This window comes from Psychrobacter raelei, from assembly GCF_022631235.3.
In the GTDB taxonomy this organism is placed as follows: Bacteria; Pseudomonadota; Gammaproteobacteria; order Pseudomonadales; family Moraxellaceae; genus Psychrobacter; species Psychrobacter raelei.
In genome coordinates this window covers 2,285,285-2,307,861 of sequence record NZ_CP093310.2, presented here as the reverse complement: position 1 = coordinate 2,307,861, position 22,577 = coordinate 2,285,285, and the positions used below count along the sequence as shown (strand labels likewise).

The 22,577-nt window shown below is 45.7% G+C and carries 17 protein-coding genes; 11 read left to right on the top strand and 6 right to left on the bottom strand.

Going from position 1 to position 22,577, the window contains the following annotated elements; all coding sequences use genetic code 11:
* Positions 1-2 precede the first annotated feature (2 nt).
* From MN210_RS09700 to MN210_RS09665, 8 genes are all read left to right on the top strand, one after another.
* Positions 3-830, top strand: coding sequence for a phosphatidate cytidylyltransferase (locus tag MN210_RS09700; protein ID WP_338412124.1), 828 nt, complete (start codon positions 3-5; stop codon positions 828-830).
* A gap of 134 nt (positions 831-964) precedes the next feature.
* Complete coding sequence (ispC, locus tag MN210_RS09695) at positions 965-2,200, top strand: 1-deoxy-D-xylulose-5-phosphate reductoisomerase (RefSeq protein WP_338412123.1); 1,236 nt, start codon at positions 965-967, stop codon at positions 2,198-2,200.
* Complete coding sequence (gene rseP / locus MN210_RS09690) at positions 2,200-3,627, top strand: RIP metalloprotease RseP (protein ID WP_338412841.1); 1,428 nt, start codon at positions 2,200-2,202, stop codon at positions 3,625-3,627. Before ispC ends, rseP begins: the two co-directional genes overlap by 1 nt.
* A gap of 135 nt (positions 3,628-3,762) precedes the next feature.
* Positions 3,763-6,219, top strand: a complete 2,457-nt coding sequence (bamA, locus tag MN210_RS09685) for an outer membrane protein assembly factor BamA (protein WP_011961013.1) — start codon at positions 3,763-3,765, stop codon at positions 6,217-6,219.
* 149 nt (positions 6,220-6,368) lie between these two features.
* Entirely contained in the window at positions 6,369-7,439 is a 1,071-nt protein-coding gene (lpxD, locus tag MN210_RS09680; RefSeq protein ID WP_110816852.1) for a UDP-3-O-(3-hydroxymyristoyl)glucosamine N-acyltransferase, read from the top strand.
* Positions 7,440-7,551: 112 nt separating this feature from the next.
* Positions 7,552-8,046 carry a 3-hydroxyacyl-ACP dehydratase FabZ gene (gene fabZ, locus MN210_RS09675; protein WP_041773760.1) on the top strand — a complete coding sequence of 165 codons (495 nt, stop codon included), beginning with the start codon at positions 7,552-7,554 and terminating at the stop codon, positions 8,044-8,046.
* A 188-nt stretch (positions 8,047-8,234) separates the two neighbouring features.
* Positions 8,235-9,014, top strand: a complete 780-nt coding sequence (lpxA, locus tag MN210_RS09670; RefSeq protein WP_110816851.1) for an acyl-ACP--UDP-N-acetylglucosamine O-acyltransferase — start codon at positions 8,235-8,237, stop codon at positions 9,012-9,014.
* Between the two features lie 242 nt (positions 9,015-9,256).
* Positions 9,257-10,618 carry a sodium-dependent transporter gene (locus MN210_RS09665; protein ID WP_011961009.1) on the top strand — a complete coding sequence of 454 codons (1,362 nt, stop codon included), beginning with the start codon at positions 9,257-9,259 and terminating at the stop codon, positions 10,616-10,618.
* A 119-nt stretch (positions 10,619-10,737) separates the two neighbouring features.
* On the opposite strand, the gene asd is transcribed toward MN210_RS09665, so the two are convergent.
* A complete protein-coding gene (gene asd / locus MN210_RS09660; RefSeq protein WP_241878399.1) occupies positions 10,738-11,880 on the bottom strand; it encodes an aspartate-semialdehyde dehydrogenase in 1,143 nt (380 codons plus the stop codon).
* A 369-nt stretch (positions 11,881-12,249) separates the two neighbouring features.
* Between asd and MN210_RS09655 the strand changes: the two genes are divergently transcribed.
* The gene (locus tag MN210_RS09655; RefSeq protein WP_110816849.1) at positions 12,250-13,413 is read left to right on the top strand and encodes an endonuclease/exonuclease/phosphatase family protein; all 1,164 of its coding nucleotides are present in this window, start codon (positions 12,250-12,252) and stop codon (positions 13,411-13,413) included.
* A gap of 411 nt (positions 13,414-13,824) precedes the next feature.
* On the opposite strand, the gene MN210_RS09650 is transcribed toward MN210_RS09655, so the two are convergent.
* The 4 genes from MN210_RS09650 to rodA form a co-directional block, all read right to left on the bottom strand.
* Positions 13,825-15,015: a glycosyltransferase gene (locus tag MN210_RS09650; RefSeq protein WP_011961006.1), complete on the bottom strand. Its 1,191-nt coding sequence runs from the start codon at positions 15,013-15,015 to the stop codon at positions 13,825-13,827.
* 253 nt (positions 15,016-15,268) lie between these two features.
* Positions 15,269-16,120, bottom strand: a complete 852-nt coding sequence (locus tag MN210_RS09645; protein ID WP_338412122.1) for a TIGR03915 family putative DNA repair protein — start codon at positions 16,118-16,120, stop codon at positions 15,269-15,271.
* A gap of 34 nt (positions 16,121-16,154) precedes the next feature.
* Positions 16,155-17,423 (bottom strand): putative DNA modification/repair radical SAM protein, encoded by a 1,269-nt coding sequence (locus MN210_RS09640; RefSeq protein ID WP_155587092.1) that lies wholly within the window; start codon positions 17,421-17,423, stop codon positions 16,155-16,157.
* A gap of 159 nt (positions 17,424-17,582) precedes the next feature.
* Entirely contained in the window at positions 17,583-18,725 is a 1,143-nt protein-coding gene (gene rodA / locus MN210_RS09635) for a rod shape-determining protein RodA (RefSeq protein ID WP_011961003.1), read from the bottom strand.
* A gap of 411 nt (positions 18,726-19,136) precedes the next feature.
* Between rodA and MN210_RS09630 the strand changes: the two genes are divergently transcribed.
* The gene (locus tag MN210_RS09630; RefSeq protein WP_241878394.1) at positions 19,137-19,961 is read left to right on the top strand and encodes a D-Ala-D-Ala carboxypeptidase family metallohydrolase; all 825 of its coding nucleotides are present in this window, start codon (positions 19,137-19,139) and stop codon (positions 19,959-19,961) included.
* 421 nt (positions 19,962-20,382) lie between these two features.
* Positions 20,383-20,886 carry a hypothetical protein gene (locus MN210_RS09625; RefSeq protein ID WP_338412121.1) on the top strand — a complete coding sequence of 168 codons (504 nt, stop codon included), beginning with the start codon at positions 20,383-20,385 and terminating at the stop codon, positions 20,884-20,886.
* Positions 20,887-21,022: 136 nt separating this feature from the next.
* On the opposite strand, the gene MN210_RS09620 is transcribed toward MN210_RS09625, so the two are convergent.
* A complete protein-coding gene (locus tag MN210_RS09620; protein ID WP_338412120.1) occupies positions 21,023-22,537 on the bottom strand; it encodes a M16 family metallopeptidase in 1,515 nt (504 codons plus the stop codon).
* Positions 22,538-22,577 lie beyond the last annotated feature (40 nt).

Sequence of the window (22,577 nt, the reverse complement as noted above, 5' to 3'; positions counted from 1 at the left end):
GTATGTGGACACGCATTAAGACGGCTATCATCTTGGTCATTATTGTGGGTGTCGCAATATTTACTGATCAGCCCAAAGTCTCTGTTCAGCCCTATTTATTTCTAGGGCTTATGGCAGTTGGCGTGACTATTGCTAGCTATGAGTGGACCAAGCTTATGCCTAAGTGGCATGTGCCGGCACTGTTTGTGGTGTTGGTGTTGGCGATAACCATGGCAACTTTGATGTTGCCAAACTCTTGGCCGGCTTGGTGGAGCGCTTCTACTTTGATTTGGCTGATGTCTTTGTCTTGGGTAACTCAGTTTCCAGCCACCACTGGCTGGTATGGTAAGCAGCTATCTATACTGGGCATGGTGCTGTTAACGGCCGCCATTAGCGCCATGTATTATTTATGGCTGCAGTCACCTTGGTGGCTGATGTATGTGTTTTTGCTGGTGTGGTGCGCAGACAGTGGGGCTTATTTTGTGGGCCGCAAACTTGGTAAGCGCAAAATGTCGCCCAATGTCTCTCCAAATAAGAGTATGGAGGGTCTGGCAGGTGGTCTAGCGACAGGCTTCATAGTGGTTATTGCCATCAGCTTCTTTAAGCTGCAATTGACGACCACTCAGCTTGCCTTATTCGTAGGCTTGTCTTTGGTGACCATACTGGCGTCAGTACTGGGTGATTTGTTTGAATCTATGCTCAAGCGCCAAGCTGGGGTGAAAGACTCTGGCAGTATTTTGCCAGGTCATGGCGGCGTATTAGACCGCATTGATTCGCTACTTTCTGCCACCCCCATCTTTGCTTTGGGCTTTTGGGGCCTGCAATACTCAGGCCTGTTGGCGTTTGGCTAATATTTTTATTACCCACCCCATTTATGTGGCCTGTCTTTAAGGCAACTGTTAAGGCTGTTTGAGATCAGCACTGCTTTGAACTCACAGCCTTATTTTTTAGTATTTTATTTCTTCAGACGTATTAAAGGTACCTTATGACCCAACGCATTGCCGTACTCGGGGCAACCGGCTCCATCGGTGACAGCACTTTGTCTATACTAGCGGCTCACCCTGAACATTATCAAGTTTATGCCTTATCCGGTCATGGCCGTTTAGACAAGTTATTTGAATTGTGTCAGCAGTTTCGTCCTAGCCGTGTGGCAGTACCAGAGAATAAGGTAGATGATTTTGCCACACGTTTAGCCGCCGCTCAGGTAGCTTGTGAGGTGGTGGGCGGACAAGCTGGCCTTGATGATATTGCGCTAGACCCTCAAGTGGATACGGTGGTTGCGGCCATTGTAGGCGCAGCAGGGCTTGCCTCAACTTTGAGTGCGGCCAAAGCTGGTAAACGGGTGCTACTGGCCAATAAAGAGGCGCTAGTGATGGCCGGCAGCTTGATGATGCAAGCCGTACGCGACAATGGCGCTACCTTATTGCCGCTAGATTCTGAGCACAATGCGATCTTTCAATGTCTGCCACCTCAAATACAACAAAACAATACCGCCATTCACGATGCCAGTCATGGGGTAAAAAAACTGTGGTTGACTGCCTCAGGGGGACCGTTTTTAAATAAAACTTGGGAGCAGATGCAGGCGGCCAGCGTGAGCGAAGCGGTCAAGCACCCCAACTGGTCTATGGGGCAAAAGATATCCGTTGATTCAGCCACGATGATGAATAAAGGGCTTGAGCTGATTGAAGCTTGTCATTTATTTGATTTGGCAGAATCACAAATCAATGTGGTTATCCATCCGCAAAGCATCATTCACTCTTTGGTGGAGTACTGTGATGGCAGCTTCTTGGCACAGATGGGCAGCCCTGATATGCGTACGCCTATTGCCCATGCTCTGGCTTATCCCAATCGCATAAGCGCCGGTGTTGAATCTTTAGATTTATATCAGTTGTCGTCTTTAGAATTTATTAAACCAGATTTGAAAAAATTTGCTTGTCTAAAACTGGCCCGTGAGGCCATGCAGTCAGGGCAGGCGGCCAGCATCACACTTAACGCTGCCAATGAAGTGGCGGTAGAGGCATTTATAAAACAGCAAGTTTCATTAACCGACATTGCATTGATTAATGCTCAGGTATTAGACAAGATGCTTGGCAAAGATAAGTCCGTTGCGGGCCATGCTGATATCAGCGTTCGCCAAATAACTGAGTTAAATGATATTTTGATGATAGATAAAATTGCTCGTGAGCAAGCCCAACTAGAGGTTATGGCATGTCGCAATTAATGACCATGTTATTGTTCTTTTTGGCCTTTGTGGCCATATTAGGGCCACTGGTCGCTCTGCACGAGTGGGGGCACTATATTGTGGCACGTATGTGCGGCGTAAAAGTGCTGACTTACTCTATCGGCTTTGGGCCAAAGCTTGCCAGCTGGACCAGCAAAAAAACCGGTATTAATTATCGTCTCTCAGCACTGCCGTTAGGCGGCTATGTGAAGATGCTAGATGAGCGCGAAGGGGCAGTGGCTGAGCATGAAAAGCACTTGGCCTTTAATAATCAGCATCCGCTAAAAAAGATTGCTATTGTGGCGGCGGGGCCCGTGATGAATTTTATCATCGCCATTGCGCTGTTCTCAGTGCTGTTTTTGGTACCAAGTGAGCAGCTTAATACCCGAATAGGCTCAATCTTACCGGATACGCCGGCCGCTACCGTTAACTTGCCCAAAGGCGACAAAATTATTGCCGTTGACGGACACAAGGTTCAAACTTGGGAAGAGATTAATTACCGCTTAGCCGATCGTATGGGTGAAAGCGGTGCCGTGGGGGTTACCTTACAACAAGTCGCGCCAAGCACCGATACCCAGACAGCGGCGCTCTCCTCTGCTGCACGCTCTGAGACGATGCAGGTTGAGATACCCATTAAGAACTTTATGCAGGGCGAAGACTCAGGAAAAGACACGTTAACCAGTCTTGGGGTGATGCCTTGGCAGCCGCACATTGAGCCCATCATCGGTCAATTGACTCAGGATGGTGCCGCCATTCGTCAGGGTATGAAGGTCGGCGATAAGATAGTGGCCATCAATGATCAGCCTATTAATGATTGGCTGGATGCGACCCGTGTTATCCGTGCCAATCCAGAAACCTTGCTAAGCTTCAAGGTGCTACGAAAGGATGCGCAAGGACTTGAAAAACCTGTCATGCTTCAAATTATGCCCCAAGGCAAAAAAGCGACCGCCGGTCAGACATATGGTCAAATTGGGGCAGGCGTGAGCCCGGTTGAGATTGTAGTACCCGATGATTATAAAACGATGGTATCCTACGACCCTATCAGTGCAGTAGGTAAAGCCTTTGCTAAGACCGGTCAGCTGGCGACCATGACCTTAAATTCTATGGGTAAAATGATCACAGGTAAGGTGGGACTTGATAATTTATCCGGCCCAATAACCATTGCCGTTATCAGTAAACAAAGCTTTGAAATCAGTTGGGAGCAAGTGCTGGCCAACGCCGGCCTTATCAGCCTAAGCTTGGCTGTGCTAAATCTGCTACCCATTCCGGTATTAGATGGCGGTCACTTATTATATTACTTAATAGAGCTGATTCGAGGTAAGCCGGTGTCAGAAAGAATGCAAATTATTGGCTTTAATATGGGCTTTTTGTTCTTGCTGGCGTTTATGATATTGGCAATTACCAATGACTTTAGTCGTTATTTTTAATCAAAATTACTGGATTTTATTAATTTTATAGCTTTAAATAGTTTGTTATATTGGGTGTTTTGAACTGAATGTTTCATGACAAACTAAAAAAATTACCTTACCTTTAGCACGTTCTTTGAATTACGGATTGTATGTATGCAAACGTCTTTATTTAAAATGTCTCAACTAATAGCAGTCCCTGCCTTTGCAGCAATAATGGCTGTTTCTGCTCAAGCTGCGGATACGGTAATCACCGATATCCAATTTGAGGGCTTACAGCGTTTAACACCTGAAAGCTTATATCCTCTGCTCAATACCAATGTAGGCGACACAATTAGTGACCAAGATTTGGCGCAAAGCATTGAAGCTTTATATGCCACAGGTGACTTTGCTAACATTCAAGCAAAAACAGAAAATGGCCGCTTAACCTATTATGTGGTAGAGCGTCCTATCGTTGCTGAAATTAATTTTGAGGGTAACAAGCTTATCCCAAAACAAGGCTTAGAAGATGGTCTAAAATACGCCGGCATCGCAGTGGGTGAGGTATTAAAGCAGTCCACAGTACAAAACGTAGCCAACGAACTACAGCAACAGTATATCGGTCAAGGCTATTACAACAGTGATATCGAAGTTGATCAGCAGCTATTAGATGGCAACCGCGTCAAATTGACTGTGCGCTTTATCGAAGGTAAAGCGGCCAAAGTGGTCGATATTAACGTGATTGGTAATAAGTACTTTAGTGATGAAGACATCAAAGATGTGTTTGCGGTAAAAGAGTCCTCATGGACGCGTATGCTGTCGAAATCAGACCGTTATGCCAAAGAAAAGCTGGCAGCAAGCTTAGAGAACCTCAAAGCCATGTATATGAACGAAGGCTTTGTTAACTTTAGCGTAGATAATGCCATTTTAAACATCAATGAAAGCAAAGATAAAGTTTTTATTGAGGTCAGTTTGACAGAAGGTGAGCAGTATAAATTTGGTCAAGCTAACTTTTTAGGTAACCCCACTTACAGCAAAGATCAATTAGACGATAAGATTGCCTTTAAACCCGGAGAGCAGTTTTCACAAGCCAAGCTTGAGCAGTCAACCACAGCCTTAAAGAACTATTATGGCGATGATGGCTACTATTTTGCCCAAATTCGACCCATTACCCGTATTAACGACGAAACAAAAACCGTTGATATTGATTACTTCATTGATCCGGCCCGTCCTGTGTACGTTCGCCGTATTAACTTCAACGGCAATATTAAGACCCAAGATGAAGTGCTGCGCCGTGAAATGCGTCAGTTAGAGGGCAGCTTAGCCTCGAGCGAAAAAATTCAAAGCTCAAGAGTGCGCTTGATGCGTACCGGCTTCTTTAAAGGCGTCAATGTGGATGTCAAACCTGTGCCTAACAGCCCTGATCAAGTGGACGTCAACTTTGTGGTAGAAGAGCAGCCTTCTGGTAGCTCAACCATCGCCGCCGGTTACTCACAAAGTGGCGGTGTGACCTTCCAGCTAGACTTCAGTCAGCGTAACTTTATGGGCACAGGTAACCGAGTAAATGCTGCCTTATCACGCTCACAGACGCGCGACTCATATAGCTTAGGTTTTACTGACCCGTACTTCACTGAGAACGGGGTGTCTCAAGGGGTGAGCGGCTATTATAGAAAGACCAAATATGATGATCGCAACGTCAGTAACTATGTGACAGACTCTTACGGTGGTACGTTAAACTACAGCTATCCTATTGATGAAACCAAGCGCATTAGTGCAGGCTTCAACTATGACAATACGGAAGTTCGTGGTGGCCGCTTTATGGGTATCTCCAATGCCTATGACTTGTTAAAAGAGGGCGGTGAAGCTAAGTCTTATAGCGCCGATAGCGAATCTAATACATCAGGTACCAACTTTAAGAATGACTATAACACCTATAGTTTATTGTTAGGCTGGGACTATAGCACCTTAGATAGACCTGTGTTCCCGACGAAGGGTATGAACCACACCGTGAACCTAGATTTAGGCTTTGGTGATCAAACCTACCAAAAAATCGTCTATAAAGGTAACGTTTACTACCCGCTGGCCAAAGACTTCGTCGCCCGTGGTTATGCAAAACTGGGCTACGGTAACGACTTGCCGTTTTATGAGAACTTCTACGCAGGGGGCTATGGCTCAGTGCGCGGTTATGAGTCTTCAAGCTTAGGTCCACGCTCTCCTTACTTTGCACAAATGGATCGTTATGAGCAAGATTTAGAGACCTTTGGTAAAGGGTATGGCGAAGAGGTGGGTGGTAATGCGCTGGCGACTGTGGGTGCTGAGCTGATTTTGCCGATGCCATTTAAGGGCGACTGGGCAGACCAAGTGCGTCCGGTGCTCTTCGTTGAGGGTGGTCAAGTATTTGATACCACTGACAAAGAAGACAAAAAAGTTAAGTTTGTGGATGGCAAATTTGAAGAGTCTGCAGATGGCGTGCCACTGCTAAGACAAGATAACTCTATGCGTTATAGTGCCGGTGCTGGTGTGACTTGGTACACGCCTATTGGTCCCATCTCTTTAAGCTATGCCAAACCTTTTGGTGATAAAGAGGGCGACAAAACAGAAGAAGTCCAATTCCAGATTGGTAGTACTTTCTAAGCCTGCCTTTATCTGTCATCACTTGCTATTCATAAATTAAAAAGCCATTTCAATTTCACTGATTTGGCTTTTTAGTTTAAAATCACCCTCATTTATTTTACCCGGCCACTTGCTGCTTAAAGATAGCCATAAGGATTGATACTGTCGCTATGAGCCATATAGACTCCATAAGCCCCGCTAAGCCGTCTGTCACACTGGCTGATGTCATTGCTGCCATCACCGTGCGTCAGCCTGTCTTGAACCAGTCGCAGCTAACCGCTGAGCAGTTACAAATAACGCTCACAGGTATCGGCAGCTTAGATGAGGCCAGTACAGCACAGATAAGTTTTTTAAATGACAAAGCCTATGCGTCGGCACTGCCCAGCACACAGGCCGCTGTGGTACTGGTGGCGCAAGACAGTGCCAGTGCGGTGCCAGATCATAGTGTGGCTGTGGTGGTCGCCTCTCCTTATGCGGCCTATGCCAGTATCACGCATCTGTTCGAGCATCAGGCTTTAGATGCGAATGCCGCGACCTTTATTCATCCGACAGCGCAAGTGTCGAGCAGTGCGCTACTGGGTGAGGGCGTGTCTATTGGGCCATTTTGTGTGGTGGGTGAGCAGGTAAAAATTGGCTCAGGTACTCGGCTGCATGCCCAAGTACACATTGAGCCGCACGCCATCATAGGCGATAACTGTGAGCTGTATCCGCAGGTATTTATTGGTCATGATACCCAGATGGGCGATCAAGTTCGCATTCATGCAGGCGCCAGTGTGGGCTCAGAAGGCTTTGGCTTCGCCCCTTTAGGCAATACTGCCGTTCAGGGCTGGGAGCGTATTGTGCAATTAGGACGCGTCGTCATCGGCAACAAAGTACGCATTGGCAGTAACACGTGTATCGACCGTGGGGCTATTGGCGATACCCTCATTGAAGATAATGTCATTATAGATAATTTGGTACAAATTGGTCATAATGTGAAGGTTGGTGCGGGTACTGCCATTGCCGGTAATGCCGGTATTGCTGGTAGCGTTATCATAGGCAAAAGCTGTATGATAGGCGGTGGTGTGGGTATTGCCGGCCACCTACAGATAGCTGATGGCGTGGTATTAACAGGCATGACACTGGTAACAAAATCCATTAAAAAGCCTGGCGTCTACTCTTCAGGCGTGGCTGCTATGCCCGCCATGGATTGGCGCCGTGCTATGGTAAAATTGCGCGCGTTAGGAAAAAAAGATAATTAAATCAATTAAAAAAACATCATTATAATTATATTTTAGGCGAGGATGGCCCATGACAATTAACTGTGACACGATAACCCCAACGGCAGCGGCCACCACTCAAAATGAGTGGCAAATGACTGCAGAAGACCACCAAGCTTTAGCCGACCAAGGGGTCAGCTTACCGCTACGATTCGAGGCGCTAAAACGCTACTTACCACATAGATACCCTTTTATGTTGGTCGATAGAGTCACCGATTGTAGCTCTGGTCAGTGGATAAGCGGCTATAAAAATGTCACTATTAACGAGCCATTTTTTCAAGGGCACTTCCCTGAGCAGCCTATTATGCCTGGGGTATTAATTGTTGAAGCTTTAGCACAAGTCTCTGGTGTCTTGGCGTTTATTAGCCGTGGTATCTCTGCTGCAGATGGTCATTTGTTTTTATTTGCAGGTGTTGATAAAGTGCGATTTAGATGCCCTGTGGTGCCCGGTGACAAGCTGATATTAAAATCTCGGCTATTGACTCAAAAGCGTGATGTGTATAAGTTTGAATGTAAAGCTTATGTTGAGGATACGCTAGCGGCCAGTGCTGAGCTGATGATTATGCGTCAAGACAGTCGCTCAAAATAGGTCTATTTAAGCCCAGCTATAGACCAAATCTCTAAGATAAAACTTTAGATATCGGCGGCTGATAAATTTATTTGCCCTTTTTAACACTTGGCCGCTTTTTGCCCCGCTTAAGCTTTAGTGAGGCGATATGAGGTCCTATAGCTGCGGCTACCCCTTACTTATATTCACTTAAATAACAGGTTGCTTTAATGACACAAATCCATCCCACTGCCATCGTCTCGAGCACAGCGGAGATTCACGAAACAGCTTCGATAGGACCTTACTGTATCGTGGGAGATAATGTCAGTATTGGGGCTGGCACGAAGCTATTGCGTCATGTGGTGGTCACCAAAAACACCCGTATTGGTAAAAATAATGAGATTTTTCAGTTTGCCAGTATCGGTGAAGACTGCCAGGATCTAAAATACAATGGTGAGGAGACTTGGCTTGAGATTGGTGACAACAACTCAATACGTGAAGCTTGTAGCTTCCATAGAGGCACCATTCAAGACAATAGCTTAACTAAGATTGGCAGCAATAATTTATTTATGGTAAATACTCACATTGCCCATGACTGCATCGTTGGTGATGGTAATATTTTGGCCAATAACGTGGGCGTAGCTGGGCATGTGCATATTGGTAACAATGTGATTTTGGGCGGCAATGCTGGGGTGCATCAATTTTGTCAAATCGGTGACTACAGCTTAGTGGGTGGCGGTAGCGTTATCCTAAAAGATGTGGCAGCCATGACGTTGGTTTCAGGCAACCCCGCACAAGCGCACGGTTTGAATATCGAAGGCATGCGCCGTAAGGACTGGTCAAAAGAGACCATTAACACCTTGCGTACCGCTTATAAGCTCATCTTTAAATCCGGAAAAACCACCGAAGAGGTGATAGAGGAGCTGACCCAAGACTTCTTACTGCAAGAGCCAAAAGTTCAACTTTTAATTGATTCATTATTAAGCAGTAAGCGGGGAATTATTCGCTAATTTAAATTTAATTTAAGTAAGTAAAATCAAATAGTTTTCAAAGCCATAACCGAAAGTTATGGCTTTTTTGTTTTATAGTCGCTTGACTTTTAAACGCTGATGAAACAGACTACTTTGTAATTAGTTGTAAATACATATTACTAGAAGCCAGTTGGTGTTAACGGGCGTGACAAATGTCTATCACTGAATACTACTAAATTGGCAAAGATTAAGACTAAGCCTTGGATGGCTGGAGAACGAAGATGTCAAACAAACAAAATCATGCCCAGTGGAGCTCGAAAGTGGGTTTTATTATGGCTGCCGTTGGTTCGGCGGTTGGCTTAGGAAATATTTGGAAATTCCCGTATATGGTAGGCGAAAGTGGGGGTTCTGCTTTCGTATTGGCATATTTGTTGTGTATCGCGCTGATAGGTTTTCCTATCTTAGTGGCTGAATGGATGATTGGCCGCCGCGGACAAAAAAACCCGATGGACTCTTTTTCTGATGTGGCCGCAAGCGAAGGCAAAAGCAGAAACTGGGCCATCGTTGGTGTGGTGGGTATTTTAGGTGCCTTTTTAATTCTATCGTTTTATAGTGTGATCGGTGGCTGGGCCTTGAACTATATGGTTAAGCTAGGTTCTGGCACTTTTACTGGCTTAAATGGTGAAGCGGTAGAGGGCGTGTTTAACGGTATGTTGGCCTCTCCTGGCACCTTGACCATTTGGCACACAATATTTATGGGTGTCACTGCAATTATTGTGGCGCTTGGCGTGACCAGTGGTATCGAAAAAGCTTCAAAAATTATGATTCCTATGTTGGCGCTTTTGCTATTCGTCATCGTAGGCTACAACATTATGAATGGTGGTTTTGCAGAAGCGGTAACTTATTTATTCTCACCTGACTTATCTAAGTTGACCGGTCCTGACTCATCAACCATTATCTTATCAGCGTTAGGTCATGCCTTTTTTACCTTATCTTTGGGTATGGGCATCATGGTCACTTATGGCTCTTACTTGGGTAAAAACATCAGCTTATTGAGCATGGCGCGTACTGTGGTTATCTTGGATACCGTGATTGCTCTTGTAGCAGGTTTGGCGATTTTCCCAATTATCTTTAGTCATGGTATGGATCCTGCTGCAGGCCCTGGCCTTATCTTTGTAAGCTTACCGATTGCCTTTGGTAGTATGACAGCAGGCGCACTTTTGGGTACCTTGTTCTTCTTATTGGTGACCTTTGCAGCGCTGACCTCTTCTATTTCATTGATTGAGCCCTCTATTGAGTTCTTAGAAGAGCGTACGTCAATGAGCCGTACGACCTCGGTTATTGTGGCCACTATCGCCATTTGGTTATTGGGTGTGGCGGCATTATTGTCTTTTAACTTATGGTCAGATGTACTTATCTTCGGCAACAATATCTTTGATTTATTAGATAAGTTGACCAGTAAATTTATGTTGCCATTGGCCGGCTTGGCCGCGATTGTATTTGCCGGCTGGGTCATGAGCCAAGACAGCGTACGTCAAGAGCTGGGGCTTTCAGGCGGTGCTTGGACCTTGTGGCAAATAGTGGCTAAGTTTATTGCGCCAATTGGGGTAATTATTGTCTTTATTAATACTTTGATAAGCTAATGGCAGAGTGTCACAATAAACAATTAAACAGTGAATCAAACAAAAACCCCTAGCATTGCTAGGGGTTTTTGTTTGGGATGAAATGTCAATAATCCAGCCAATCTGTAATGTAGTAGGGCTTAGCCTTGCTGCTGAATGATGTTAAGCATACGGCGTAAAGGCTCTGCAGCACCCCACAGTAGTTGGTCACCAACAGTGAAGGCACCTAGGTACTCAGGTCCCATATTAAGCTTACGTAGACGGCCAAGTGCCACGGTTAATGTACCGGTAACGGCGACAGGCGTCAGACGCTGCATGGTCTGCTCTTTGTCATCTTCTACGAAGTCTAACCATTGATTACCGCTGTTCTTTAATGCCGCTTCAATTTCCTCTAGTGGAATATCTTGTTTTAGCTTAATGGTTAAGCCTTGAGCATGACAACGCATTGAGCCAACACGAACGCATAGGCCATCGATTGGGATAATATCCGCACCTTGGTTGTTTAGAATTTTGTTGGTTTCAACGCCGCCTTTCCATTCTTCACGAGATTGCTTGTTTTCAAGCTGGCTGTCGATATAAGGGATTAAGCTGCCGGCGAGTGGAACACCAAAGTACTGGGTAGGGAAACTGTCGCTGCGCTGAGTTTCGGCAATTTTTTTATCAATGGCCAAGATGGCGCTGGCAGGATTGGCCAACTCGTCAGCGACTGAGTCGCGTAATAAGCCCATGCCGCTGATGAGCTCGCGCATGTTGTTGGCACCTGAGCCACTGGCGGCTTGGTAGGTCATGGCTGATACCCACTCCACCCAGCCACGGTTGAATAACTCGCCAATGGCCATCAGCATCAGTGATACTGTACAGTTACCACCGATAAAGTCTTTGGTACCTTGTTGTAGCGCCTCATCGATAACTGAGCGGTTAACCGGATCTAGGATAATGACGCTGTCTTGCTCCATGCGTAGGCTGCTGGCGGCATCGACCCAATAACCTTGCCAACCTGAATCACGCAGTGGGCCATGTACCGCTTTTGTGTAGTCGCCGCCTTGACAAGTGATAATCACGTCACAGCTGCTGAGCGCTTCGATATCATGAGCATCTTTTAGTGTAGCACTGTCTTCGGTGTGCGTGACGCCCTCAAAGCTTGGTGTATCACCACCGGCGTTACTGGTCGAAAAGAAAATGGGGGTGATATTTGCAAAATCATTTTCCTCTACCATACGCTGCATAAGCACAGAACCTACCATGCCACGCCATCCAACAAGACCTACTTTTAATTGACTCATGAAATACCCCTTGTGTATTCGCCTAAAATGATTTATTTAATGAATAACGCTGTGCTCAGATTTGCTCAATAAGCGGCAGAGCTTGGCTACAAAATACAGTAGCCAAGTTACTTGTTTGCCTTTAATTACAAACGAAATAACTTATACGCAACCGATTACATTGCCTTGATATGATATAAAATGCAAGAGCAGCGGCTTAATTTTTATGCTTTTTTTTATCAAGATTGGTTTTGCGCCGCTTAGCTGTTGTATTGGCAGGTGTTTTTAGCCCAATTTGATACAGCGTGATTGTTGATACCTTTGTTTTTGATACCCTTATTGTGAATACCTTGGTTTTTATTCTCTAACTTTCCACCCACTGGATACTTTATGCTCGATATATTACATACTACGTTTCAAATATTGGCAGGTCTGATTATCTTTGCCAGTGCTTGGGGGCTATTGCCGCTGGATAACTGGTGGGTGAGGGGGGTAGATTTTCCTAGGATTCAGTTTTTGGTTATTGGGGTGGTAAGCTTAATAGGCTTGTTGCTACTAACGCCAGACTGGCAGTGGCCTGAGATTGCATTGATAATAGCCTTGGTACTGGCCATAGGCTTTCAGCTGCGTATGGTATTGCCTTATACTCGGCTATGGAAGCAAGAGGTGCTATTGGCTAAGGCGATGGACAATCCGGTACAAGTGAAGCTGATGGTCTCTAATGTGCTCACGCCCAACAACAATACCCAAGCGTTGGTAGATTTAGTGAGTCAAAAACAGCCCGATATTTTAATCACCTTAGAGTCAGATAAGAAGTGGGAGCGGGCACTTGAAGCCATTGAGCCTGAGTATCCTTATACGGTAAAGGTGCCATTAGATAACTTATATGGCATGCATTTGTACTCCAAGCTTGAGCTGATTGACCCTGAAGTGAAGTATCTGCTCATCGACGATATCCCCTCTATTCATACTCAAGTGCGGCTCAGTAATGATGAGGTGATTTGGCTGTATTGTTTGCATCCTATGCCGCCCAGTCCAACTGAGGCCGATAAGTCCACCACGCGAGATGCAGAGTTATTAATAGTGGGCCGTCATATTAAGGCCAATGACCAGACTGCGATTTTGGCGGGAGACTTAAACGATGTGGCTTGGTCAAAAACCACCTTAATGTTCCAGCGTATCTCGGGGCTGTTAGATCCGCGTATCGGGCGCTTTTTTATCAACACCTTTCATGTCAACTATCCGTTTTTGCGCTGGGCCTTAGACCATATTTTTCATAGTCCCTGCTTTACCTTAGTGAATATTGAGCGCTTGCCCTCTATCGGCTCCGATCATTTTCCAGTATTGACCACATTACAATATGAACATTGCGCTCAAGTGGAGCAAGAGCAAAATGCCACCTCTGCCACGCTTAAAGATAAGCAAGAAACCGCAGAGAAAATTGAAGAGGGCAAAAAAGAGGGGGTGCGTTTATCTGAGGAGCATGCCGAGCAGCAAAATGAGGATAATACGGAAGCGGAGATGACGACCACACCACCACCGCAGAGGCCTTAAGCTTGTAAGCAAATGCTTACGCTAAAATGGGCTTTTGCCTGCTATGCAGCCAAGTGAGTTGAGCATACAATGGGCACATCAACACAAGGATGGCACGGATAGCAGTGTTGATTAAATAACTTAACTGTGCTGTTAGAGATTTCAGCAAGTTTTATTGGTTTATTGCCCTGTAAACTCACTAAAACTTCTCATTTAGGTTATTTATTAGACTAAGGAAGAGTCTAAAAAGGAAATAATAATAATAAATCGCGCCCCAAGACCCAAGTCTCTGCCCTAGACTTGGGTTTTTTCTTATCTACCATTTGTAGTCAGCGTGAACTTTAATAAGCATCGGCTTGTTGACTCAACAGACACTCACATTCAAACTAAGTAGCTGTCTACTCTCCTTCTACTATTCTTCTGCTATCCTTGTCATCGTAAGTTTTGCTGCGCCTTTTTTTTCAGCCGCTTTTTTTCAATAAACGTATCACTGTAGCTGAGCTGGTTGGCATCATATAACGTGCTATACACCTCTAAAGTCTCATCAATCATTTGCTGCATGGTGAATTTATCTGTGATAGAGGGGCGCATCACATTCTCTAATTGGCTGCGAATAACTTTACACAGTGCGTAGGCTGTATTTTCTTTGACCAAACCTTGCGGGTATAAAGGACGCAAAATCTCATTAAAAGCGGCTTTGTTCCAGCCCACTACAGGCGTGCCTAAGTGAATGGCTTGTAAGATATTAATACCAATAGATTCAGGTTGATTGGCAAGGCCCAGCACTAAGTTGGCCGCTGCCAGCCACTCACGCATGTCATTGCGTTTAGAGCCAATGAAGGTGAACTTATCTTGAAGCTCTAACGCATTAACCCGCTGTAAAAATTCATCGTGCACCACACCATGACGCGACTCATCATCCATAATAATAATATGAATATTGGGAAAAGCCTCACCCAAATTACCTACCACATCTATCAGCCACTCTTGTCCATACTCTTGCCCTATGATGGTGGGAAACAGTAGCCACTTTTTGTGCTCAAGCTCAGGATATTCAGCAAAAGTGCGGCGTAGCCAGTACACAGAAGGGTTGTAACGGTAAGGAAAGCTGCGGGTATCGACGCCTCGATAGATACGAGTAATAGAGCGGGGTGGGTTTTTGAGCTCTTTGAGTCCCTGCATCAGATAATCACTGACGCTATCAGAGACGGTAATTAAACGGTCGACATTAAGCAGGGCGCGCGAGTAATTATTAAGTGGATAAAAGCCATACATGGTCGCCACAAGCTTAGGTTTTCGCTTAACCTTGGCGCCTTTTAACGCCCAATGCAATATCCAAGCCGGCGTGCGTGAATGGATATGAATAATATCCGGCTGATGCTTCTCAATAAGCCTGCGAAGCGGCAGCACTTGGCGTAGCGCCAGCCAAGACTTTTTTTCTAAAGACAGCTGATTATAGATGTTACCATCACGCTCAAGGCGCTTGACCAAATCGTGCTCTTTGTCAGCTGAGGAGATAATAATCGAGGTGTGTCCCCGTTTTACCAAGGCGCGGCCAAGATGAAAAATCCCTCGTTCGGATTCATCGTGCTTTAAAGAAGAGAGCAGGCGCATCACTTTCATAAGGGCAACTGAGTCAGTGGAGTAATTGAACGATTGAGTAAACCATATAGGGTTTTAAGGCTTTTGATTGGAGCCCCTTATATGGTGTTTAGAACACTGGGCATTTATTAATGGTACTAAATCAATAATACCCTAAAAACCGAGTCAAAATAAGTGGCGGACGCAATTGAAAGCGTCTAATGAATAGCCGGCCACATTGTCAGTCAAAATGCACCAAAAAACAAGGCTGAGACGACCAATAAAACTTATCAGGCTAACGTGATTCGGACAAATGAGCCGCCGTTGGCAACACTTGTTTTTCAGTGAGGTATTTCCAGTAACGCTGCGGCAAATACTGCTTGTGTAGCCGAGGGTTTTTGCGCTCTTTAATGGTCACATTGGCAAAATAGCCTTGCCAAAACCTTTGATAACGCAGCTCTTGTTCACTGTGAATACTGGCAGGATTGTGTATCACTTGATCATCAAGCTCTGAGACAAGCTGTAAGGGTGCGGGGCCCGCTTGCGTCGATTGGCTTTTGTCATAATAAATACCATAACCACGCACCAAATCATAGATGGCCCAGTTTTGATCTTGATAGCGCTGCCGAAAGTGCTCTCCAATCAGTGGTAGGACATTAAAGTCCGGCTCTACGCGCGAAAAATAAATATCTTCTGTCGTATGCTCAAAGCGTACAAACGCCTCCATTCGGTGTTTTTCACGCCCCACAGATTTTACAATTTTGGACAGCTCAAGTACCGCCATATGCCCCAAATCTTGTAGTACTTGCCGAGCAGGAAAATCTAGCGCATATTTAATCACTTGGAACAATACAGCGCCAATATCGGACTGCTCTGATAAAAACCCCCATAAAATTTGGCGCATACCTGAGTGGCCGAATAAAGCATGGAGCTTAACTAACACCCGCTGTGCCTTATCTTCATCGAAATCAACGTAGTGAGCAGTATCAATAAGTGACAGCTGGTAGCTGCGCTGGTCGGCCCACTGCAAATAAGGCTGATTTTGCAGTCGCTGCTCATACACATAAAAAACTGCGCTAAGCCACCCCTCAAAGCTTGAAGGGTACACAATAATAGGCGCGGTGTTGGTGATGAGGGATTGGGTCATAGGTGTCACCTATCTATTTCATCAAGTGGGCTGTCTAAAATAGCGCCAGTTGGCCACTGCGCTGATCGCCAAACTTGGTTTGGGTTTGCCCCAGCACAAATTGACGGAAGTTATCACGAGTTAAGTGCGCTAGGTGTTCGTTTTTACCTGTGGTGGCAATAAAATACTTGGCGCGATTGACCGCGGCTCCCATTTTTTTTAGATGATCCAAGGTAATCTGATTAAAGCGGCGGGCTTTGATGATTTTTTTGGCAGTTTTTACCCCAATACCAGGCACGCGTAAGATAACTTCATAAGGGGCGGTCTGGATATTGACCGGAAAATGCTCACGGTGACGAATGGCCCAGGCAAGCTTTGGGTCGCAGTCTAAATCTAAAAATGGCGACTGCGGTTCTACAATCTCATGAGCAGCAAAGCCATAAAAGCGCATCAACCAGTCGGCTTGATACAAGCGGTTTTCACGTACTAAGGGCACTGGGGTGCCGATCGCGGGCAGGCGGCTATCGGACAACATAGGCACATAGCCTGAGTAATACACCCGCTTAAGATCATACTTTTTATAAAAGTGGTTTGACAGTTGAATGACTTGCAAGTCGGTCTCTTGACTGGCGCCTACTATCATTTGACTGGTTTGGCCAGCTGGGGTGAATTTGGGAGCGGACTTGTGCTTTTTTCGGCTCTCTTTAATGGTAATGATGTTATCTTTTACCGTCTGCATGGGTGCTTGCAGCTCAGCATGATTCTTTTCAGGTGCCAATAGCGCAAGGCCAGACTTGGTGGGTATCTCGATATTGACACTTAGACGATCAGCATATAGGCCGGCTTGATATAACAGCTCTTTGCTGGCACCGGGTATGGTCTTTAGGTGAATATAGCCATTAAAGCCTTCTCGAGTGCGCAACAGCTTGGCCACTGCTACCAAGCGCTCCATAGTATGGTCGCCACTTTTGAAGATGCCTGAGCTTAAAAATAGCCCTTCTATATAATTACGCCGATAAAACTGCATGGTTAACTCAACCACTTCCTCGACCGTAAAAGCGGCACGCACAGTGTCGTTACTGCGCCTTGAGGTACAATACGCGCAGTCATAAATGCAGTGATTGGTGAGTAGGATTTTGAGTAGACTAACGCAGCGGCCATCTTCGGTATAGCTGTGGCAAATGCCACTTTTTGAGGCGTCTCCCAAAGCGCCGCCTTGGTTTTTTCGATTGCCACCTGAGGAGGAGCAAGACACGTCATACTTGGCCGCATCGGCTAAGATATTTAATTTGGCCTGTAATTTGTCGTAATTAATCGAACCCATAAGCCTCTACTTTACTCGCTGTTATCTAAAGAATACCGCCCCTTTATGATAACAAACTTAACCAGAGACTTAAGGGATTATCGGCCAAAACGCAGTTTTATACGACAGCTAGTGTCGTTATAGACCTTTGCATCAGCGCCCAAAAATAAGCCATTTTAATTACTTGGTATTGTGGGTATATACCGACATTAACAGACCGAAACCTGCCATCAAGGTGATAATGGCCGTGCCGCCGTAACTGATCAGCGGCAGCGGTACCCCAACGATTGGCAAGATACCGCCCACCATACCAATATTGACGAACACATACACAAAAAATGACATACCAATGGCGCCGGCAAGCAGTCTGCCGTAAGTATCGACATGCACAGAGGCGATAAACAGTGAGCGCACCAAAATACAGGCATATAAAAACATCAGCACGCTGACGCCAAGCAGCCCAAACTCTTCTGAAAAAGCAGCAATAATAAAATCAGTATGTCCTTCCGGCAAGAAGTGCAGATGTGATTGAGTCCCCTCTAGATAGCCTTTACCTGTCAGCCCGCCAGCACCGATGGCTGTCTTAGACTGAGTGATGTTCCATCCCGCACCCAGCATATCCGCCTCGGGGTTTAACAGGGTCAATACCCGCTGTTTTTGATAGTCGTGCATAAAGAACATCCAACCGGCCCAGACCAGCGGAATCATCAAACCAATGGCTGAGCCAATCATCCACCAAGGTAGACCGGCTAAAAACAGCACAAAAAAGCCACTGGCGGCAACCAATAGCGAGGTGCCCAAATCTGGCTCTTTAGCAATGAGTAATACTGGCACAACAATAATGGCCAATGTCGAGGCCACTGTTATCAAGTTGGGCGGCAAATCGCGGCGTGACAGATACCAAGCACACATCATAGGTAAGCCAAGCTTCATAAACTCTGAAGGCTGCACGCTACCGAAACCAGGAATGGCAATCCAGCGCTGAGCACCCATACGCACCTCGCCGATGAGGTCGACCAATATCAAAGAGAACAGGCCTATCACATAAAAAAACGGCGTGAAATCACGATACATCCCAGGCGGTATCTGCGCCATACCTATCATCACCGAAAAAGCGATTAGATAGCTGACCATCTGACGGGTTACCATCGCCACATCTTGGGTTGAAGCACTGTATAAAATGGCCAGACCAATAAAACAGACGGTCAAAAGCAGCAACATCAACCAAGGGTCAATGTGTATGCGTTGCCAGATACTAATGTTGTCATCTCGGCCAAAATGATGTGTTTGCCGAGAAAATCGATATTGTTGGTTCTTTGACATAGGGCGGTTTTTTTACTGAAGTTAGTAAAGGGGGCGTGCATCGTAGCGATATTGAGTTAAACCACTCAATTAAGCCATCAATTATCTAGTGTTGCTGCGTTTTTGACAAACCTGACAGCTCAATAGCAAATAATCTAAACACGAGCAATAGTTTGGTAAGAAGTGGGACGCTATAGTTTAGCGTGACTATGGCAAATTTGATAGTATCAATGTACCAACTTTATCTCTAATTTTTTGTATGATGAGCAAACCTGCTTCTTATAAGCACAGCTGCCGATGCGCGCTAATCTGACATAACAATTAAGTAACGACAGATCGATTAACCTGCTATAAATTGCAACGTGCTATCAATTAAAACCTTGATTAATTTATCTTAAGTTTGATACAACCTTTACTGGATACCGCACCACTATGAACAGCCCCTTAAAATTCCCGCTAGGTGTAACCGCTGCCGCCCTCTTATTAGCCACCAGCTGTACGAGTATGGCTGAGACCTCAGGCGCAAGCATTAATGAGCAAAGAAAAATCAGGCCCGTGAGTGCTGGTAATACCCAAACCGATGCGCTAGGCAATCTTATTCGCACTAAAGAGCTGACTATTGAGCAAAGCACCACCATTCGTCCAGCCAATACCAATCATTATCCCAATCAGCCTAATTATAATACTGGATTTGGTGAACAAAATTACAGCTTCACCCAGTGGTTAAATAGCGCCTCTTATCGGGCAGGTGATGTGGGGCAATACCAGCGATACTTAGCCGGTTATGTGGGTAGCAATAGTGTGCCACCGCTTGATCAGTTATTGACCACAGCGCGCAGCTGGGAAAAATGTGGATATGAGCAGTATCAGTTACCGCCGCGTGAGCTGTGGTCGAATATGATACCGACCCTACGGCTATATGATCAGCTCAAAAAACAAGGGGTCATTCCAGCCACCGCTGAGATTCGCTCCACTTATCGTTCACCTGGCTTAAATGCTTGTGCTGGCGGAGCAGGGGCCAGTAAACACATGACCAATGGCGCCATTGATATCTGGGTGCCTGAGTATGAGTCGCAGCCTTGGTATAAGAGCGGTATGCAAGATAAACTGTGTCAGTTTTGGTCAAGTCAAGGTGAGGCCTATAACTTTGGTTTGGGGTTATATTCCACAGGCGCCATACATCTAGATACCCAAGGCTATCGTACCTGGGGCGCTCAGTACTCAGACCCTAACTCTTATTGCCGCTATATAAATTAAGTCAACCGGAATATTGATAATATTCTTATTACTTATGTAAAAATGGTGTATAATATGTACGGTCCTGGTCTTAAGCCCTATCTTAACAAATGAGTTAACACTTGTATCAGGGCTTAATATTATCCTCTGTCAATTTCTTGAATACTCTCTACGCCACACTTCTTTGTGTATGATAATTAGCCTCGGTTTGCCGGATGAACTTTAGGTTCATGCTTTTTGCATAATTAACAGCGCTTAGCGCTGGGTGAACGAAAGTAATAATTATTCATGAGCGGTATAGAGGGTAGACACCATTTGAGGCATAAGCATTGAAAATAACATCATCATCGTATCTGGCAGTGTTAAGCTGTTTTATAATGGCAACGCCTATCGTTGCTTGCAAACCGACAGATACTTTGTTTAGTCAGACCAAGGCCGAAGAGTGGCGAGACATTACGGATACCGGCTTGCCTGCTATCACTCCTATTGGTTTGCATTTAGTCAAAAAATTGAATTGATCGGTGACGAGGCAAATCTATCTCATCAAGACAGCTTCTCGCTGCACAATCTGCCTGAGCCTATTGGTGCTGATAGAACCAAGCTTTCTACTAAGTATGGTCAAGGAGAGTATGGTCAAGGAGACAAAGATCTCTGCCCAAAGCTTGTCGAATCTGAACTTGATGCGGTCCAGATTGAGCGAGATTTCAACGCATCAGCCAGCAACTCTTGTGACTACTATTTATATCCTGACAAAGGTCAAACTCTTTCCGTACATACTGAGCCTAGAAGCATCAAAGCCTATTTGATTTCTCCTATGCAGCATGATTTCGATAATGGTGCGGTGCTTGTGGAACAAGCTGACAAATATGTGGTTCGATTGAAGTTTGCAGGCATGGCTTATCCGTTAGATCAGCAGCAAGGTGAGGTGACTATTAATCTTCAGTAGCCATAAACCCTTTACTGGATTGACCGTCTGAACCTAACAATTTAAGCAGCCTCCCCACAAAAAAAGACACCCACGTAAAGCGGGTGTCTTTTTTTTGCGCTTAGACATATAAAGAGCGCCAATAAAAGGCAGTACTTTACTTAAGCTTTTGTAGTTGTGAGTTTTTTGCAATGTCGGGCTTGCCCACAGTGACGATGATAAATTTATCTGGGGTCAGGGTGTCACGTAGGGCAGTATTGACCTGGTCGATACGTGCACCTTCGACTCTATTGATGTAGTCAGTAATATACGAGTCAGGCAGCTTATTAAAATTAAGCACACCCAGCATACCGTTGATACCGGCATTACTGGCAAAGCCCATCGGATAGCTGTTAATCAGACTCTCTTGGGTCAGTTTAAATTCTTGAGCGGTGATGCCTTGTTTTAAGGTGTCATTGACCGTCTGTAATGTGGCGGCGATGGCCTCATCGGCTTTTTCATTGCGGGTTGAGAAACGGATGGTATAAGGGCCTGGTGCTTGCATCGGGGTCATACTGCCATAAATACCATAGGTATAACCAAGCTCCTTGCGCACTTTACCCATGAGGCGTGAGCTAAAGCCACTACCGGCGAGCACTTCATTACCTATACTAAAGTCAGTGCCACGCTGTATGCCCTTGGCACTAGGGTCTATGCGATAGCCTTGTTGACCGATCATCACTGAGGTTTGGTCGCTGTCATAATCGACATGCACCCACTTGCTTTGTTTAATGGGGGTAGGATTGGGTAATTTGGGCGCCGGCTTACCTTGAGGCAGTGCTTGGGTAATGGCTTCTGCTGCCTGTTTTGCCTGCGATAAGCTTAGATCTCCAGTAAGACTTAAAGTGGCGTTTTGCGCCACAAAGTAGGTGTCATGAAACTTCTGTAAATCATTACGGGTCAAAGCAGGAATGCTTTGCTGCGTGCCATAAGGGGAGTGGGCATAAGGATGCGAGCCGTACAGGGTCTGGCTAAAGGTGGTACTGGCTAAATAGGAGGGGTTTTGCATCATTTGTTTGAGCGCCAGTACTTGCTGGGCCTTACTGCGCTCGAGCACTTGCGCATCAAAGCGCGGCTGGGTGATGATACTGCTCATCAAGGACAAGGCAGGGTCTAGATGCTCAGCGTCAGATAAGCTGCGCAAATTTACCACAAATTGGTCTTTGTAAGCGGCGCTGGATAGCTCAATCCCAAGCTGCTCAGTCGCTTCAGCGAATGCCGTCTCATCAAGATCTTTGGTGCCTTTGGTGAGTAAGTCGGCGACCATGCTGGCCAGCCCAAAGCCTTGTTTGCGAATACTCTCATCACGGGCACTGCCTGCGTTAAAGCGCAAATCCACATCGACAATGGGCAGCTGCTTGGTCTGGACGAATATCACAGGGACACCGTTACTGGTGGTGAAGTGCTGAAACTTGGGAATGGATAGGCTAAGCTTTTGCTCGTTTTTTAAGCTCTCAAGCTTATCGATGGCTTTGATTGGCTGCGTGATGTCCACATCAGCGCTGGCATGCTCACCGCTGGGCATCTCTGTGGCAGCTTGAGCAGAAGCGGCGCCCATGGTGAATGTGGCCAACAAGGCGGTGGTAAGTAAAGCCGGTTTAACAGATAAAAAAGGCGGCACATGTGCTTTCATAACAAAATCCGTAATTAGGTTTTATATTTTTAAAAAGGGT

Excerpts from the sequence above, each read along its gene's own strand:
- MN210_RS09700 (WP_338412124.1), top strand. The coding sequence starts at position 3 with ATGTGGACACGCATTAAGACGGCTATCATCTTGGTCATTATTGTGGGT.
- ispC (WP_338412123.1), top strand. The coding sequence starts at position 965 with ATGACCCAACGCATTGCCGTACTCGGGGCAACCGGCTCCATCGGTGAC.
- rseP (WP_338412841.1), top strand. The coding sequence starts at position 2,200 with ATGACCATGTTATTGTTCTTTTTGGCCTTTGTGGCCATATTAGGGCCA.
- bamA (WP_011961013.1), top strand. The coding sequence starts at position 3,763 with ATGCAAACGTCTTTATTTAAAATGTCTCAACTAATAGCAGTCCCTGCC.
- lpxD (WP_110816852.1), top strand. The coding sequence starts at position 6,369 with ATGAGCCATATAGACTCCATAAGCCCCGCTAAGCCGTCTGTCACACTG.
- fabZ (WP_041773760.1), top strand. The coding sequence starts at position 7,552 with ATGACTGCAGAAGACCACCAAGCTTTAGCCGACCAAGGGGTCAGCTTA.
- lpxA (WP_110816851.1), top strand. The coding sequence starts at position 8,235 with ATGACACAAATCCATCCCACTGCCATCGTCTCGAGCACAGCGGAGATT.
- MN210_RS09665 (WP_011961009.1), top strand. The coding sequence starts at position 9,257 with ATGTCAAACAAACAAAATCATGCCCAGTGGAGCTCGAAAGTGGGTTTT.
- asd (WP_241878399.1), bottom strand. The coding sequence starts at position 11,880 with ATGAGTCAATTAAAAGTAGGTCTTGTTGGATGGCGTGGCATGGTAGGT.
- MN210_RS09655 (WP_110816849.1), top strand. The coding sequence starts at position 12,250 with ATGCTCGATATATTACATACTACGTTTCAAATATTGGCAGGTCTGATT.
- MN210_RS09650 (WP_011961006.1), bottom strand. The coding sequence starts at position 15,015 with ATGAAAGTGATGCGCCTGCTCTCTTCTTTAAAGCACGATGAATCCGAA.
- MN210_RS09645 (WP_338412122.1), bottom strand. The coding sequence starts at position 16,120 with ATGACCCAATCCCTCATCACCAACACCGCGCCTATTATTGTGTACCCT.
- MN210_RS09640 (WP_155587092.1), bottom strand. The coding sequence starts at position 17,423 with ATGGGTTCGATTAATTACGACAAATTACAGGCCAAATTAAATATCTTA.
- rodA (WP_011961003.1), bottom strand. The coding sequence starts at position 18,725 with ATGTCAAAGAACCAACAATATCGATTTTCTCGGCAAACACATCATTTT.
- MN210_RS09630 (WP_241878394.1), top strand. The coding sequence starts at position 19,137 with ATGAACAGCCCCTTAAAATTCCCGCTAGGTGTAACCGCTGCCGCCCTC.
- MN210_RS09620 (WP_338412120.1), bottom strand. The coding sequence starts at position 22,537 with ATGAAAGCACATGTGCCGCCTTTTTTATCTGTTAAACCGGCTTTACTT.